Source organism: uncultured Algimonas sp., assembly GCF_947498175.1.
Lineage (GTDB): Bacteria > Pseudomonadota > Alphaproteobacteria > Caulobacterales > Maricaulaceae > Litorimonas.
The window spans coordinates 264262-281731 of sequence record NZ_CANMJB010000001.1 but is presented as its reverse complement, the minus strand read 5'-3'; the positions used below and the strand labels follow the sequence as shown (position 1 = coordinate 281731).

General features: G+C 61.4%; 13 protein-coding genes. All 13 read right to left on the bottom strand.

Annotated elements, in window-relative coordinates; genetic code table 11:
* Position 1 precedes the first annotated feature (1 nt).
* A complete protein-coding gene (gene bamA, locus Q0718_RS01345) occupies positions 2-2491 on the bottom strand; it encodes an outer membrane protein assembly factor BamA (RefSeq protein ID WP_298912322.1) in 2490 nt (829 codons plus the stop codon).
* Between the two features lie 83 nt (positions 2492-2574).
* A complete protein-coding gene (locus Q0718_RS01340) occupies positions 2575-3699 on the bottom strand; it encodes a M50 family metallopeptidase (RefSeq protein ID WP_298912957.1) in 1125 nt (374 codons plus the stop codon).
* Between the two features lie 116 nt (positions 3700-3815).
* A complete protein-coding gene (locus Q0718_RS01335; protein WP_298912319.1) occupies positions 3816-4988 on the bottom strand; it encodes a 1-deoxy-D-xylulose-5-phosphate reductoisomerase in 1173 nt (390 codons plus the stop codon).
* Positions 4985-5815 (bottom strand): phosphatidate cytidylyltransferase, encoded by an 831-nt coding sequence (locus Q0718_RS01330; protein ID WP_298912316.1) that lies wholly within the window; start codon positions 5813-5815, stop codon positions 4985-4987. Before Q0718_RS01330 ends, Q0718_RS01335 begins: the two co-directional genes overlap by 4 nt.
* On the bottom strand, positions 5815-6543 hold the full coding sequence (locus Q0718_RS01325) for an isoprenyl transferase (RefSeq protein WP_298912955.1): 729 nt from the start codon (positions 6541-6543) through the stop codon (positions 5815-5817). The genes Q0718_RS01330 and Q0718_RS01325 overlap by 1 nt, the downstream gene beginning before the upstream one ends.
* Before the next feature lie 2 nt (positions 6544-6545).
* Positions 6546-7103, bottom strand: coding sequence for a ribosome recycling factor (gene frr / locus Q0718_RS01320; protein ID WP_298912311.1), 558 nt, complete (start codon positions 7101-7103; stop codon positions 6546-6548).
* Between the two features lie 42 nt (positions 7104-7145).
* Positions 7146-7862 carry a UMP kinase gene (gene pyrH, locus Q0718_RS01315; protein ID WP_298912308.1) on the bottom strand — a complete coding sequence of 239 codons (717 nt, stop codon included), beginning with the start codon at positions 7860-7862 and terminating at the stop codon, positions 7146-7148.
* Positions 7863-7999: 137 nt separating this feature from the next.
* Positions 8000-8917: a translation elongation factor Ts gene (gene tsf / locus Q0718_RS01310; RefSeq protein WP_298912305.1), complete on the bottom strand. Its 918-nt coding sequence runs from the start codon at positions 8915-8917 to the stop codon at positions 8000-8002.
* A 114-nt stretch (positions 8918-9031) separates the two neighbouring features.
* Positions 9032-10165, bottom strand: a complete 1134-nt coding sequence (rpsB, locus tag Q0718_RS13650; protein ID WP_366523774.1) for a 30S ribosomal protein S2 — start codon at positions 10163-10165, stop codon at positions 9032-9034.
* Positions 10166-10346: 181 nt separating this feature from the next.
* Positions 10347-13802, bottom strand: coding sequence for a DNA polymerase III subunit alpha (gene dnaE / locus Q0718_RS01300; protein WP_298912302.1), 3456 nt, complete (start codon positions 13800-13802; stop codon positions 10347-10349).
* Between the two features lie 341 nt (positions 13803-14143).
* Complete coding sequence (locus Q0718_RS01295; protein ID WP_298912299.1) at positions 14144-14845, bottom strand: ABC transporter ATP-binding protein; 702 nt, start codon at positions 14843-14845, stop codon at positions 14144-14146.
* Positions 14838-16127, bottom strand: a complete 1290-nt coding sequence (locus tag Q0718_RS01290) for an FtsX-like permease family protein (RefSeq protein ID WP_298912295.1) — start codon at positions 16125-16127, stop codon at positions 14838-14840. Before Q0718_RS01290 ends, Q0718_RS01295 begins: the two co-directional genes overlap by 8 nt.
* Before the next feature lie 3 nt (positions 16128-16130).
* On the bottom strand, positions 16131-17447 hold the full coding sequence (gene proS, locus Q0718_RS01285) for a proline--tRNA ligase (RefSeq protein WP_298912292.1): 1317 nt from the start codon (positions 17445-17447) through the stop codon (positions 16131-16133).
* Positions 17448-17470: the final 23 nt, after the last annotated feature.

Genomic DNA, 17470 nt, shown 5'->3' with positions numbered 1-17470 from the left:
ATTAGAACCTCGTACGGGTAGTGAACTGGAACGACTGCCGGTCGTCGAACGGTTGCTTGACGAGCGGTTGGGTGAAATCGAAGCGGATCGGACCGAATGGACTCTCCCAGAAGACGCTGGCCCCGGCGGTGACACGCGGATCAAGCGTATCGATCGTCCGCTGACAGATGACGCCTTGCGCGGTGACACCGTTGCAACTTGCCCCGACCTGGAGACCGGATGCAGCAGCATCGATGATGATGTTGGACTGGAAATCCTCATCCAGCAAGCCGACCGTGCCGGCCTCGACGAAGACTGACCCGAGAAGCTGGGGCAAGCCAATAGGAAAACTCACCTCGGCTGCAGCCAGGCCGAACAGGTTGCCGCCCTGAGCGCGGCCGCGACCATCGACATTGCCGCCCGCCGTGGGAATGAGCGTCGACCCAGTCTCGGCGACATAGTTGATCAGGCGCGGCCCGATACCGGCATTGTCGAAGCCCCGGAAATCGAAATTGCCCTTGAAGTAGCGGTCGTTGATCTGCACGGGATCGCCGCCCCAGCCGCGAATATACCCGCCGGACAAGGTCGCGGACGCCACGACGCCTGGGAAGATACCCTTGTAATAGTTGCCGCGCACATCGGTCCGCAGATAGCGCACATCGCCGCCGACACCGGCCACATCCTGGCTGAACCGCAGGTCGAAGCCGCCTGTCGGTGTGATCGGATCGTTCCGCCGGTCCCAGCCGAACGTATAGCCGACCACCGAGGACAGACGTCCGCCGACCTGCTGGCACAAGGTCAGAAGCTGGGTATCCTGAGGAGAAAGCCTATTGTCGGCGGAGTTCTGCAACAGCGTATCGCACTGGTTTTCCTGCGGAAACTCAATCGATTCCGACCGCAGCGAATATCGGGTCGACAGGCTGGTGTTCTGGGTCAACGGAAATGCGAGTCCGACCTGCCCCCCCGTCCGCGTGGAGCGGAAACCCGCCTCGTCGAGGAAATCGATCACGACATCGAACAGCTCCGCGCTGCCTGCGAGATTGCGTCCGAGAAACCGCGGTTCCGTGAAACGGAGATCGATTTCGCGGCGGTTCGACGATGCACGGATGACAAACCGCAAGAGCTGGCCCCGACCCCGAAGGTTTCGTTGCGTGATCGACAGATCGACCAGAAAGGCGTCGGCCGACGAGAAACCGGCCGAGAAGGACAGCTCGCCCGTCGGTTGTTCGCTGACGCGGACTTCCACGACGGCCTTGTCGGGTGCGGAGCCTTGCGTTTCCTCGATCTCGACCTCTTCGAAAAATCGCAGCGCCCGGACGCGGTTGCGCGACCGGTCGAGCAGGATGCGGTTGAAGGCGTCGCCTTCGACCAGTTCCATCTCGCGACGGATGACATAGTCGAGCGTCGTCGTGTTGCCGACGATGTCGATGCGTTCGATATAGACGCGCGGCCCCTCGACCACGTTGAAGACGAGATCGACCGTCTTGTCTTCGCGGTTCAGGCGGAAGTCCTGCTGGATGTCCACGAAAGCGTAACCGGACGTTCCGGCGGCGAAATTCAGGCTATCGATCGCATTTTCGATCTGCGAAGCATTATAGACCTCGCCGCTTTCGATGTTGATCAGCCGTTCGAGGAAATCCTTGTTGAGCGCTTCCAGTTCGGTTTCGACCGATATGTCGCCCCAGCGGTATTCGCCGCCTTCGTCGACCGTGAAGGTGACGTAGAAATCCTCCTGGTCGGGTGTGAGTTCCGCCACGGCGGACACGACGCGGAAGTCGGCAAAACCGCGATTGGTGTAGAAGGTCCGAAGCTGCTCGCGGTCGAATTCCAGTCGCCCGGGATCGTAATTGTCGTTGGAGCTGAAGAAGTTCCACCACTTCGATTCGGTCGTCGCGATCTCCTTGCGCAGCGCGCGGTCGGTGAATTCCGTGTTGCCGATGAAGTTGATCCGCTTGATGCCGGTCACGGGGCCTTCGGAAATCTCGAAGATCAGGTCGATCCGGTTCTGCGGCTGTTCCACGACCTTGGGTTCGACGGTCGCGCCGAACCGGCCGGATTGTCGGTACAGTTCGATGATCCGCTGCGTGTCTTCCTGCACCTGGGCCCGCGTGAATAGCGCCCGGGGTTCCGCGCTGATCTCGTCATTGATCTTGTCGGTTTTCAGCGACTTGTTGCCCTCGAAGATCACCCGGTTGATGATCGGGTTCTCGATCACCTGGATCAGGACGTTGCCGTCGCGCGGATCGATGATCACGTCCGCGAACAGGCCCGTGGCGTAGAGCGTCTTCAGGCTGAGGTCGATGCGCTCTTCGGAATAGGGATCGCCGGGCGCGAACAACAGATAGGAAGCGACCGTATTGGCTTCGACCCGCTGGTTGCCGATGACCTGCACGCTCTGGATCCGAGTCGGCGGCTGATATTGCGGCGCCTGTGGTACAGGGGCGGGCGTCGTATCCGGGATGGGTGTCTGCTGGGCGCGGGCGGACAGAGGTGCAATGGCGAGTGCGAACACGCATGCCAAGCACGATAACAGGCGCGAAAAACGGATACGCCGCTCCATCCTTATGTGGAAAGATCCCATTCGTGGTCGTCCAATTATGAAAGTAGGCTTCCGATATAGCCGATGTCGTTGATCGTCAGGACGACGAACAGCCCCAGAAGAATGGCCATTCCGAACCTGAACCCTATTTCCTGCTTTTTCTGGCTCAGGGGTTTCCCCGCGAGCGCTTCATAACCGTAGAAGACGAGATGTCCACCATCGAGCATGGGGATCGGCAGCAGATTAGCGAAACCTAATGCGACGGAAATTCCGGCTCCAAGATTGAGCATGACGAGCAGCAGGTTGCGCACGCGTTCGCCGGCCGGCACTTCCGCTTTGGCGACATCGACCGTGGCCTTGCCGGTCATGGCACCGATCCGTAGGATCGAACCGAGTTGCTTGCCGTCTTCGCGGCCCGAGAAGATGCGGCCGATATACCGGCCCGTGGCGGAGAGGGTGTTGACCACCTGATCCGATCCGAAAGCGAGCGCGGACACGGGATTGTAGCGCCGCGTTTCCATTTGCGCGTCCGAGGACAGCCGGATCCCGAACTGGCCGCGGGTCATGCGCCCCCCGACGAAATCCTCGTCCTCGATCATGCGTGGCGTAACGGTCAGTGCGATACGGTCCGCATCGCGCTCAACGACCGTCTTAATAGGCGTGTTCCCGCGCAATTGGATATGCTGTGCCATCGAAACCCAATCGTCGATGGGGCGGCCGTCCATTTCGACAATGCGGTCGCCGGGCTGGATTCCGGCCAAGGCGGCCGGGCTGGTCGCCTCGACCTCGCCGACCAAAGCTTCGGGGTGACGCGTACCGACCCACAGGACGGCGACAGCGAACAGGACAGCGGCGAGGATGAAGTTCGCCACCGGTCCGGCCAGGACGACTAGGGCGCGCTGCCAGACCGGTTTGAAATGGAAGATGTCGCTGACATCGTCTTCTTCGGAGCGGATCCTGTCGAGCGCCGCAGCATCGGGATTTGACGCCGATCCGGCATCGCCCGCGAACTTGACGTAACCGCCCAGCGGCCAGCGCGAGACGGCCCAAGTCGTTCCCGACCGCGCCTTTCGCTTCCAGACGGGTGCGCCGAAACCGATCGAAAAACGCTCGACGCGAATGTTGAAAAAACGGGCCACGCTATAGTGGCCGAGCTCGTGGATGAAGATCAGCAACGAGATGAGGAACAGGAAAACGACTCCTGCCAGAAGAATGTAAAAGAGGTCGATAATGGCTGTGCCTTCACGATGCGGCCTGATTCCAGGTCCCCATCGCGGATGCCCGGATTGGGCGGGGCTTACAAGTTTACAATATGCTCATTTGCAGTTTCGCGGGCCAATCGGTCGGCCTGCATCACGGTCTGCATGTCGGCCGGCGCCGTACCGAATCCGGTGTCGGCGGAGAGCTTGCCGAGCGCCTCTTCGCAGATCCGCGGAATGTCCATGAACGCGATCCGCCCCTGGAGGAACGACTCCACGGCGATTTCATTGGCAGCGTTCAGGATGCAGGCCGCCTGCCCGCCCGCTTCGAGCGCCTCGCGGGCGAGCCTCAGCGCGGGGAAACGTATCAGGTCGGGTTCGGAAAAGGTCAGCTGGCCCACGGCGGCGAGATCGAGCGATGTCACCGGCGTGACCATCCGGTCCGGCCAAGCCAGAGCGTAGGCGATCGGGGTCCGCATGTCGGGCGAGCCCATCTGCGCCAGCACGGAGCCATCGACATATTCGACCAGGGAGTGAACGATCGACTGCGGATGGACGATCACGTCGATCTGCGAAGACGGCCGGTCGAACAGCCACGCGGCCTCGATCAGTTCCAGGCCCTTGTTCATCATCGTCGCCGAGTCGATGCTGATCTTCGCCCCCATGCTCCACACGGGGTGATCGAGCGCGTCCTTGCGCGTGACGGTCTGCATCTTCTCCATCGGAGTTTCGCGGAACGGCCCGCCCGATGCCGTGAGGATCAGTCGTCTGACCCGCTCGGGACGGCGGTCGTCCAGAACCTGGAAGATCGCATTGTGCTCGGAGTCGACGGGCAGAAGCGTCGTGCCGTGGCGTTCGACCGCCGACATGAAGCTCTCGCCCGCGCAAACCAGGCATTCCTTGTTGGCCAAGGCGAGAGTGTTCCCCTGCCCGACCGCCGCCATGGTCGGTTCGAGACCGGCGGAGCCGACAATGGCCGCCATGGTGATGTCGGCGGACAGGCGGGCGAGCTCGACGAGGCCGTCAGGCCCGGAATAGATGTCGATGGCATGACCGGACAGCTTTTCCGCCAGCCGTGCTTCGCAGGACGGATCCGCGATAGCGACCGCTTGGGCCGAAAACCGCACAGCCTGTTCGGCCAGCAGATCGACATTGCTATGGGCGCTGAGCCCGACGACGGAGAACGCCCCGTCATCGGCGCGCGACAACAGATCGAGCGTATTGACGCCGATGGATCCGGTCGATCCGAGCACTGTGATGGATTTGGTCATGCGACGGGCCAGCCCTCTCCGACGACCATCAAGATCACGGCGCCGCCTACGACAGCCGCCATGAGGCTATCCAACCGGTCGAGCAAGCCGCCGTGACCGGGTAGCAACGCTCCGGTATCCTTGACGCCTATCTTGCGCTTCACGCTGCTTTCCAGAAGATCCCCGAGGATCGACAAAACGACGATCGGCAGCGCCAGGAGTATGGCCAGGACAGGCGACAAGCCGATGAATAGCCCCGCAACGATGGCGACGAAGCTGGCCAAGGCCGCGCCTGACAATACGCCGGACCAGGTCTTGTTGGGCGACAAGGACGGCGCGAGCTTCGGACCGCCTAGCGTCGATCCGCCGAAATAGGCTCCGACATCTGCTGCGATCACGATCAGGATGATGAAGGCCAGTTGAGTAAAACCGCGCGTGTCCAGGCCCGCTTCCGGTCCGCGCAACAAGACGATGACGGCCGCCGGAATGATGACGTAGGGCAAGCCCATGGCGGTCCAGAACGGATCGTCGCGTCGCATGCGCTCCCAGACTGCGAGGCCGGTGAACAAGACGACTGTTGCGAGCAGCCAGAGCTCCAGGCTCTGCATTGCGTAGAGAAGCGCGACGATGAGGCCCGACAGAGCGATGAAGATCGCGGGCCATGAGGCTTCGGGGTCGGTCATCCGCACCCATTCATACATCATCCGCGACGCGAACAGCGCCACCAACATCGTCCAGACGAACCCGCCCAGATACAAAGGGACGATGCAGACCAACGCAACGATGAGGGCCGTCAGCAACCGCGCGCCCAGACCCGTCCAGCGCGGCCTTTTCGCTTTGGCGGACATCAAGCGACTTCGGTTTCTTGCGCCGCGCCGAAACGCCGGTCCCGGGACGTGTATTCATCCAGAGCCGCAATCAGCTCGTCCCGGCCGAAATCTGGCCACAGGACATCCATGAAAACATATTCCGCATAGGCGGCTTGCCAGAGGAGATAATTGGAGATGCGCCGTTCGCCGCTTGTCCTGATGACGAGGTCCGGATCGGGCAGGCCGGCCGTATCGAGATAGCGCGAGAAATCGCTTTCGGTCATGGACTGAAGATCCACGTCCGACGCACTGGCTTTTCGCATCGCCCGCAGAATTTCGTCACGGCCGCCGTAGTTGAACGCGATGTTCAGTTTGAAGCGCTCATTCTGCGATGTTTCGGAAACCGCCTTGTCGATCAATGCCAAGACGTTTGGCGACAACCCCGTTCGTCCGCCCAGCACGCGTATCTTCACGCCTTCACGCTTGAGACGGGCGAGATCGTTCTCGATATATTCCGACATGAGCGTCATCAGCGCAGCGATCTCGGCGCGTGGTCGCGTCCAGTTTTCGGTCGAGAAACTGTAGAGGGTCAGGCATTCGATCCCGATATCGGCTGCATCCTCGACGATGCGCCGCACAGCCTCCACCCCGGCCCGATGACCGAAACTGCGCGGTCTGTGGCGCTTCTTGGCCCAACGGCCATTGCCGTCCATGATGATGGCGACATGGTCGGGGATAGCGCCCTGATATGCAGGTTCGTCGGCGATCGTCAGACCTGCATGATCTCTTCGGACTTCTGGGCCAGCGCATCATCGATCTTCTTGACCAGATCGTCGGTCGCCGCCTGGATATCCTTTTCATGCGCTTTCAGCTCGTTTTCGCTGATCTCGCCGTCCTTTTCGAGTCGCTTGACGGTGTTCATGCCGTCGCGCCGGACGTTGCGCACGGCAATCTTGGCATTCTCCGAATAGGTTCCGGCGACCTTAGTCAGATCGCGGCGGCGTTCCTCCGTCAAGGGCGGCATGGGGATGCGCAACGTCTGGCCATCGACGACGGGATTGAGCCCGAGACTGCTCTGACGCAGGGCCTTTTCGACCGGCCCGACCATGGTCTTGTCCCAGACGGAAACGGTCAGCATACGCGCTTCCGGCACGGACACGGATCCAACCTGGTTGATCGGCATTTCCGAGCCGTAAGCCGACACCACGATACCGTCTAGCAACGCCGCATTCGCACGGCCCGTGCGCAACCCGGCGAAATCCTTGCGCAATGAATCAAGCGCGCCGTCCATGCGCTTGCGGTAGTCAGAAAGTTTGAATGTCGTCATCCGCCTGTTCTCCGATGTCCGTTGGCCCGCATCAAGGCCGAACTATGATCCTATCAAGGTCGATGTGCCCCGTCCCGCCATGACGGCATCAAGCCCGCCCGTTTCGTGGATCGAGAACACGATTATGGGGATGTCGTTCTCACGCATCAAGGCGATGGCCGAGGCATCCATGACTTTAAGATCGTCCGACAAGACCTTGTGATAGCTCAATTGGTCGTAGCGCGTCGCATCTGGGTCGTCTTTCGGATCGGCGTCGTAGACCCCGTCCACCTGCGTGCCTTTCAGCAAGGCGTCGCAATCCATTTCGGCCGCTCTCAGGGCTGCGGCCGTGTCGGTCGTGAAATAGGGATTGCCCGTGCCGGCGGCGAAGATCACGACCCGGCCTTTTTCCATATGCCGAACGGCACGACGGCGGATGTAACTTTCGCAGACCGTCTGCATCGGAATGGCCGACTGAACCCGCGTGTCGACGCTCAGCTGTTCCAGTGCGCTCTGCATGGCCAGCGCGTTCATGACCGTCGCCAACATGCCCATGTAATCGGCCGTGGAGCGTTCGATGCCGCTCGCTTGGGCCGAAAGGCCGCGGAAGATGTTTCCAGCCCCGATGACCAGCGCGATCTGGAGACCTTTCTCGTGGACCGCCCCAACCTCGCCTGCGATGCGCTTAACCGTATCAGTGTCGATGCCGTATTGAAGATCGCCCATCAGGGCTTCACCCGAAATCTTCAAAAGGACGCGTTTGTAATCATACTCCGACATGCGTTCCTCGACCGACCCGTTTCAGCGGCTCTATCGCAGTGGTCCGGCATAGCCAAGGCCAATCGCGGCAAACGTTGCGGCATTGAAAAAACCCGCTCCAGAACGTCCGGAGCGGGCTTTTGCTTTCGGCGGAAGGCCTAACCGTTGACGGCGGCGGCGACCTCTTCGGCGAAGTTCTCTTCCTTCTTCTCGATCCCCTCGCCGACGGCCATGCGGACGAAACCGGCCAGAACGATGTCGGATCCGAGCGTCTTGCCTTCGTCTTCGAGGACTTTCTCGACCGTGCGTTCGCCGTCCATGACGAAAACCTGCGTGGCCAAAACGCTTTCCTTGAAGAATTTCTGCATGCGGCCATCGACCATCTTGTCGACGATGTTTTCCGGCTTGCCGGATTCCAGCGCTTCGGCCTTCAGCATTTCGCGTTCCTTGGACACGAGCGCCGGATCCAGATCGTCAACCGTGTTGGCGAGCGGAGAGGTCGCGGCGACGTGCATGGCGATCTTCTTGGCCAGGCCTTCAAGCTTGGCCGTATCGCCAGCGGATTCGAGGGCGACGAGGACGCCGATCCTGCCCATGTCGGGCGCGACCGCATTATGGATGTAGGAGGCGACGACGCCTTGCGGCACTTCGAGCTTTTCCATGCGGCGGAACGACATGTTCTCGCCGATCTTGCCGACCAGCTCTGTCAGGTAGCCGGTCACGGATTTGCCGCCTTCGAGATCGGCATCCGCCAAGGCGGCCGAGTCGCTGACCGTGAGACCGCGCTTGGCGATCTTGCCGACCGTTTCCTGGAACAGCTCGTTGCGCGCGACGAAATCCGTCTCGGAATTGACTTCGACGACGACGCCCGTTTTGCCGTCCGTCGCGGCCGCGACCAAGCCTTCGGCTGCAACGCGCGACGCTTTCTTGTCCGCCTTGGCGATGCCCTTCTTGCGCAGCCAATCGACGGCGGCGTCCATGTCGCCATTCGTTTCGTTAAGGGCTTTCTTGCAGTCCATCATGCCTGCGCTCGTCTTTTCGCGCAGTTCTTTGACCATTGCGGCAGTGATCGCCATGGGTCTTCTCCATTGCTGAATGGGTTCGGGGGTTCGCGCTGCAGATAGGGGCGGCGCGTTACAATTTAAAGACGGCCGGAGCGGATGCGCCCCGGCCGCAAGATCGCAGGACGACTAGGAGGCGGCCTTCAGCGCTTCCTTGTCCGCAGCGGCCTGCGGCGCGTCGCCGTTCAGCAGCGCTTTGGCCTGGTCGCGGAAATCGCCGTCCTTCAGTTTGCCGTTCAAGCCCAGGGATTCATCGATCTCGGCGACCTTTTCGTCGGACAAGTTCGCCATGACTTCCAGCGAGTTGATGCCGGCGGCCTCCAGCTTTTCTTTGTAAACCGGGCCGATACCGTCGATCAGGGCGATGTCTTCCAGCTTGAGCGCAACGTCGGCCATCTGTTCGGACGTGGCCGGTTCCGTCGAAAGGGCTTCCGTGGCAGGGCTTTCGACCGGTTCGGACGCCGCTTCGGCGATCTCGGCCGCGACGGCCTCTTCTTCGGCCGGAACCGTGTCGGCGAGCTCGAGCGCCATTTCCTCGGGGTTCTCGGCAGCGCCGAGATCCATGCCGACGGCGGCGGCCGCTTCGGTCATGCCGTCGAGCACGGCGTCGGCCATCAGTTCGCAATAGAGCTGGATGGCGCGGGCGGCATCGTCATTGCCCGGTATCGGAATGTCGGCTTCGGACGGGTTGCAGTTCGTGTCGAGAATGGCGACGACGGGAATGCCAAGACGACGCGCTTCCTTGATGGCGATGCTTTCCTTGTTCGTGTCGATCACGAACATCAGGTCCGGCTTCCCGCCCATGTCCTTGATACCGCCCAGCGTCCGGTCCAGCCGTTCGCGCTCGCGCGCCAGGTTCAGAAGTTCCTTCTTGGTCAGACCGGCATCGTTCGGGTCCATGGCGTCGAGTTGCTTCAGGCGCGCAATGGAGCCGGACACGGTCTGCCAGTTGGTCAGCATGCCGCCGAGCCAGCGGTGGTTGACATAATATTGGGCGCAACGCTGCGCCGCCTGTGCGATCGGCTCCGATGCGGCACGCTTGGTTCCGACGAACAGAACGCGGCCGCCCTTGGCCGCGACATCGCGGACTTCCTTGAGCGCCTGATGCAGGAGCGGAACCGTCTGCGACAGGTCGAGGATATGGATGTTGGACCGTGCCCCGAAGATGTAGGGGGCCATTTTCGGGTTCCAGCGGTGCGTCTGGTGGCCGAAGTGGACGCCGGCTTCGAGCAGCTGGCGCATGGAAAATTCTGGAAGAGCCATTGGATATCTCCTTCTTCCGGTTAGCCTAAGTGCGGGGTTGAGGAAGAAACCTTCCACCGGAACTGACGTCTGCGCTATATGCACAGGGCCAAAACCCGCACGCGAATTGATGCGGCGCGCCATATCAGCTTGTCGCGCCGCTGCAAGCCCGAATTTCAGGATGTGAGAGGCGCAACCGGACTTAGGCGGCAATTTCCTCGATCGTCTCGACGGCGCGGTTCGCCTTCAAGGCCTTGCGTATTTCCGGGTCGATCGCCCAATTGCCTTGTAGCCGCCATCGGGCTTCGCGCGCATCGCTTAGCGGGGCGGCCAGTTCGATCAAGCCCGACTGCAGATGCGGCGTGTCCCGCAATTTGCAAAGCATGGCTTCGAGCTCGTCCAGCGTCTCGGCTTCCGCGTTTCTGAGACGGATCCGCAAACCTTTGGGCGGCGCGACCTCATCGACCGACCGGGAAGAGCCGGACAGCAAACGGACCGATTGCGCGAAGAACCGGGTATCGCCCCCCTCACCTTCCACCCGCGCTTCACAGACGACCGCGTTTCCGACCGTCATCACCTCGCGCTTGGCGAACAGCAAGTCTTCGCGCACGAAGAGTTCGAATTCGCCGGTCGGGTCGGACAGGCCGAGATAGGCGAAGCGCTTGCCATGTTTGGAACTGCGTTCCTGACGGCGGCGGACGATCCCGGCCACGCGGAAATTCTTCTGGCCGCTGGCGACGAGGTCTTCCAGCTTGTCGCTCATGACTATGGTTTCGGACATGGTCTGCAGATGATCTTCGAGCGGATGCCCGCCGAGATAGAAGCCGACGGCACCGAATTCGTGTTCCAGCGTCTCGATGTTGGACCAGGACGGACGGGAGAGAAGGTCCGGATCGGGCGTGGCTTCCGCGATGCCGCCGAACAGGTTCACCTGAGCCGATTCCCGCTCCTCGGCCGCTAGCGCGCCGACCTTCTGAAGCATTTCCGCCGAGGCCAATGCGGTCGGCCGGGACACGCCGAGGCAATCGAACGCTCCGGCGCGCGCCAGATTCTCCAAAGCGCGCTTGTTGATGATGCGCATATCCACGCGGCGCGCGAAATCGTAAATATCGGTGAACGGCCCGCCGCCCTCGCGAACCTCCACGACGTGCTTCATCGCTTCCAGACCGACATTCTTGAGCGCGCCGAGAGCATAGAGCACCTTGCCATCGGCCACATCGAAATCGGCCATGGAACGGTTGACGCAGGGCGGCAGCACTTCGACGCCGATCCGCTTCGATTCCTGGAAGAAGAAAGCCAGCTTCTCGGCGACGCTGAGGTCGAGGCTCATGATGGCGGCCATGAAGTGCGCCGGATAGAGGGCCTTCAGATAGGCGGTCTGAAAGGAGATCAGCGCATAGGCCGCGGCGTGGGACTTGTTGAAGCCGTAGCCCGCAAATTCGTTGACGAGATCGAAGATGCGCGCCGCATGGTCCCGGTCGGTTCCGCGCGACACGGCACCGTCGATGAATTTGTCCTTCTGGCGGTCCATTTCCGCCTGATCCTTCTTGCCCATGGCACGACGCAGCAGGTCCGCATCGCCGAGCGAGAAACCGGACAGGATCTTCGCGATCTCCATCACCTGTTCCTGGTAGATGATGATCCCGTAGGTTTCCTTGAGCAGATCCGTCAGTTCCGGATGCGGGTACTCAATGGTCTGGCGTCCGAATTTGCGCTCGATGAAATCCGGAATGTTGCGCATGGGTCCCGGCCGGTAGAGCGAGATGATGGCCGTCAGTTCCTCGATCGAATCCGGTTCGAGCTTGCGCAACGCGTCCCGCATGCCGGAACTCTCAAGCTGGAACACGCCCGCCGTCAGCCCCTTGGCCAAGGGTTCGTAGGCTTTGGGCTCCGTCGTGGCGATCTGGGCGAGATCGATGTCGATGCCGTCCTTGCGCATCAGTTTCAGGCAGCGGTCTATGACCGTCAGGGTTTTCAGACCCAAGAAGTCGAACTTCACCAGGCCAGCTTTTTCCGCCCATTTCATCGTGAACTGCGTCGCCGGAATGTCGGAGCGCGGGTCGCGGTAAAGCGGGACCAGCTCCGTGAGCGGACGGTCGCCGATGACCACGCCGGCGGCGTGGGTGGAAGCATTGCGGTAGAGACCTTCCAGCGAGAGCGCCGTATCGAGAAGGTTGCGCACGGTCGGATCGGACCGGCGGGCATCCTGCAGGGAGGACTCGATATTGATGGCCTGCTGCAACGTCACGGGATTGGCCGGATTGTTGGGCACCAGCTTCGCCAGCCGGTCCACCTGCCCCAGCGGCATCTGCATGACGCGGCCCACATCCCGCACGACGGCGCGGGCCTGCAGCGTTCCGAAGGTGATGATCTGCGCCACCTGCCCGTCGCCATATTTGCGGCGCACATAGTCGATGACTTCGCCGCGCCGTTCCTGGCAGAAGTCGATATCGAAGTCGGGCATGGAGACCCGCTCGGGATTGAGAAAGCGCTCGAAGAGCAGGCCGTAGCGCAACGGATCCAGATCGGTGATCAGGAGCGCCCAGGCGACGACGGACCCCGCACCGGACCCCCGTCCTGGACCGACCGGAATGTCATGTTCCTTGGCCCATTTGATGAAGTCCGAAACGATCAGGAAATAGCCGGGAAAACCCATCTGGGTAATGATGCCGAGTTCGTAGTCGAGTCGGTCGAAATAGGCCTCGCGCGGTTCGGCCAGTTCGGTTTTCGACAACCTTGCTTCGAGACCTTCGCGGGCTTGATCGGCCAGAATTTCGGCCTCCGACTGCGAGCCATCGCCGAAATGCGGCAGGATCGGACTGCGTTTGCAGGCCTTGTAGGCGCAACGGCGCGCAATGTGCAGCGTATTGGCGAGCGCTTCCGGCAGATCCTCGAACAGCTGCAACATCTCTTCGGTCGATTTCAGATAGTGTCTGGGCGTCAGTTTCCGCCGGTCCTGTTCGAGGACATAGGAGCCCTCGCTCATGGCGAGAAGCGCGTCATGCGCCTCATACATTTCCGGGCCGAGGAAGTAGGGCTCGTTCGTTGCGACCAGTGGCAGTCCGTGGCGGTAGGCCATGTCGATCAGCACCGGTTCCGTCACGGATTGCTGCGGAAGGCCGTGACGCTGCAACTCGACATATAGCCGGTCCGGGAAAAGTTCGATCAGACGTTCGAGCCAGCGTTCGCCTTCTGCGGTGCGGCCACCACCGATCAGAGCGTCCAATATGCCGTCCAGACCGCCGGTCAGCGCGATGACACCTTCCGTCCGGCCTTCGAGCGTACTGGCTTTGATGTGGGGCAGATCGGTCGCATCGACGTCCAGAAAAGCCGAGGACGACAAGGCCATCAGGTTCTCGTAGCCCGTTTCGTTTTGCGCGAGCAGGACGAGGGATCCGTCGGGATCCTTGCGCAATTGCCCCGGCTGGCGCTCGCCTTCGATATCGAGGCAGAGTGTGACGCCGATGATCGGTTGGACCCCCGCGGCGCTCATCGTCTCGGAAAATTCGAGCGCGCCGCAGAGATTGTTCGTGTCCGTCAGGGCGATGGCGGGCTGGCGGTACTTGACGAGACGGTCCGCCGTCTCCTTCATCTTCAGCGCGCCTTCCAGCATGGAGTAGGGCGAACGCATGCGCAGATGAACGAAATCCCGGACCATCGCCTGTCTATCCTCCCACGACCATCATCCAGAACGACATGACGACGACGAACGACGTCAACACGATAGCGGACCCGAGGTCCTGCGCGAACTGCTTCAACATACTTATCCCCTCTTTCGGCCATTCCGAAATGTGCCGCGCTTATGTTCATGCTTTGTTCCGGAGTCAAGCTGCCTTTCCAAGTGCAATTTCTTGCCTGTCGCATGCAGACGAACCGACCGCTTATGGAGAGGGGAAATCGGAACATTGTCTCGGCCCGGACCGACGAGCTGCTGCGCGCTCATACAAAGTCCAGAGCGTGTTCCTGCGGCAAAGACCTTCCAGCCAGACAGCCTTTAGCTCAATAGGAAGCGGGCGCGGGTTTGAACGGCACCACCATGCCTTCGCGCACGGTCAGCAGCCGGTCCATGTAACTGGCCAGCTGCATATTGTGTGTCGCCACGAGCGCGGCCACGCCCTCCTGCCGGGTGAGTTGATAGAGCTGATCGAAAACGGTCGCGCTCGTGGCCGGGTCGAGATTGCCGGTCGGTTCGTCGGCGAGCAGAATCTGCGGCTTGTTGGCGAGCGCCCGGGCAATTGCCACGCGCTGCTGTTCGCCGCCCGACATCTGGCTGGGGCGATGGGTCAACCGTTCGCCCAGCCCCATGGCCGTCAGCAGCCGCCGCGCCTCGTCCCGCGACCGACGCGAGCTTTTGCCTGCAATCATTTGAGGGATCATCGCATTTTCCTCGGCTGTGAATTCCTTCTGCAGGTGATGGAATTGATAGACCATGCCGATCCGTTCGCGACGAATGGCGGTGCGTTGGTCATCGGGTAGCTTCAGACACTCCCGGCCATTGATGAAGACTTCACCCGCATTCGGCTTTTCGAGCAATCCGGCGGCATGGAGCAATGTCGATTTGCCGGACCCGGACGGACCGATCAGGCCGACCATTTCGCCGGGAAAGATATCGATGTCGGCGCCGGCGAGAACCTTGAGCATTCCTGCGCCGGACTTGTAGGCCCGGTGCAGATTGCGGACGGACAGAACGGGCCTAGTCATAGCGCAACGCCTCGACGGGATCGATCTTGGACGCCTGCCAGGCCGGCCAGAAAACGGCGAGCGCGGAGATCAGGAAACCCCACAGCGCCACCGACGCAACTTCCGACCAGACGATCTTGACGGGGATCCGGTCTGCGAGCTGATAGGCGGACGCTGGAAACAGCTCCACATTGAAGAGCCGTTCGAGGAAAAGCTGTATCGGATACAGGTTCAGGCAGAACAGTATGCCGAGCACCAGTCCGGCCAGGGTCCCAATGATGCCGACGGTGGCCCCGCTCATCAGGAATATCCGCAAGATCCCGCCGCGCGGCGTACCGATCGTCCGAAGAATGGCGATATCGCGCGACTTGTTCTTCACCAGCATGATCATCGAAGCGAGCACGGGAAATGCCGCGATGACGACGACGATCATGAAGATGAGGCGCATGGCAACCTGCTCGATCCGGAGTGCGCTGGCCGTACCCTGGTTGCGGTCTCTCCACGTCAGCATCCGCACCGGACGACCGGCCCGTTCCAAGACGAGCGGCGCGATGCCGTCGATCTCGTCGGGGTCTTCCAGCCTGAGTTGGATATCGCCCATGAGCTGCCCGCCCTCGAACAGAAGCGTCGACTGTTCGATGTCCATGTAGATGTAGGTCTGGTTCGTCACGAACAGGCCGACGTCGAATATTGCGCCGATCGTGTAGGTCTTGCTGACCGGAACCGGTCCCGAAATCGTCTGTCGCATCCGCGGCGAATAGACGAGCAAGCGGTCCCCGGCTTGCACGCCCAGACTCGTGGCCATGGCAGAGCCAATGGCGATGGCCTGCTCGTTACCAGCGCCCTCGCCCAGCGTTTCCAGGCTTCCCTGTATGACGCCGTCGGCGATCAGGTCGAACGACATGAGGTCGTTCTTGGCGATGCCGATCACCTGGGCGACGCTCATCTCTCCATTCGCCTGGACGGCCGTGAAATGCTGGGTGAAATGGAAGGCGTTTTCCACGCCGGGGATGGCTTGCATCCGGCTTTCCAGATCGTCGATCTGTTCGATCGTGACATCCGGCTCGATCGGCTGCACGAAGACGTGGCCTTCGCTGCCGATGGTCAGGCGGATAACGTCCGACCGGAACCCGTTCATGATTGACATGATGATGATCATCGCGGCGATGGCCAGCATGATGCACAGGAAGCTGATCACGGCGATGAAGCCGACGCCGCCCTGGCTCTTCTTCGCGCGAAGATAGCGCATCGCGATCTTGCGTTCGACACCGCCGAAGGGTGCATTCTGACCCGGTTCCGCCAAGGTTCAGCCCGCCAGCTTCGCCAGAGCCGCATCGGGAGACAGGTTTTCACGTTCGCCCGTCTTGCGGGCCTTCACCTCGACCTCGCCAGTCTTCAGACCGCGCGGCCCGATGATGACCTGCCAAGGCAGGCCGATCAGATCCATGCGCGAAAACTTGACCCCGCCACGGTCCGACGTGTCGTCATAAAGCGGGTCGAGCCCGGCTTGGACGGCCTTCTCGTAGAAGTCCGAACAGGCCGCGTCGCAAGCCTCGTCCCCTGCCCGCATGTTGACGATGCCCACCTTGAACGGCGCGACGGCTTCGGGCCAGACGATGCCGTCATCGTCGTGGCTGGCTTCGATGATGCCACCGACCAGGCGTGAAACGCCGATCCCGTAGCTGCCCATTTCGACGAGTCCGGGCTTGCCGTCCGGTCCCATGACCGTGGCGTCGAACGGCTCGGAATATTTGGTCCCGAAATAGAAGATGTGACCGACCTCGATCCCGCGGGCTTCCACCCGCTTGTCTTCGGGCAAGGCTGCGAAAACCTCGGGATCATGCATGTCGTCGGCAGCGGAATAGAGCGCCGTCCGTTCGTCCACGACGGGCTGCAGGTCTGAATCGAAGTCGATATCCAAGCCCGGCGCGCCCATCTGGACCAGGTCCTTATGCGCAAAGACCGCGCTTTCGCCGCTTTCGGCCAGGATCACGAACTCATGGCTGAGATCCCCGCCGATCGGCCCCGTATCCGCGCGCACGGGTATGGCTTTCAGCCCCATGCGTTCGAACGTGTTGAGATAGGCCACGAACATCCTGTTGTAGCTCTTGCGTGCCTCTTCCGGGGTCTGGTCGAAACTATACGCATCCTTCATCAGGAATTCGCGGCCGCGCATGACGCCGAAGCGTGGGCGGCGTTCGTCCCGGAACTTCCATTGGATGTGATAGAGCATTTTCGGCAGATCCTTGTAGGACCGCACGAAACTGCTGAAGACGTCGGTCAGCATTTCCTCATTGGTCGGGCCGAACAGCATGTCGCGGTCATGCCGGTCCTTGATCCGCAGCATTTCCGGACCGTAGGCATCATAGCGGCCGGACTGTTTCCAGAGGTCCGCCGACTGGATCGTCGGCATGAGCATTTCGATGGCCCCGGCCCGGTTCTGCTCCTCGCGGACGATCTGTTCGATCTTCTTGAGAACCTTGTAACCCAGGGGCAGCCATGTGTAGATGCCGGCGCTGTTCTGCCGGATCATGCCGGCGCGCAGCATCAGCTGGTGGCTGATCACGGTCGCATCCGACGGGGTCTCTTTGAGCAGAGGCAGGAAATAGCGTGAGAGTCGCATGAAGCGCGCTTAGCGACGTGATC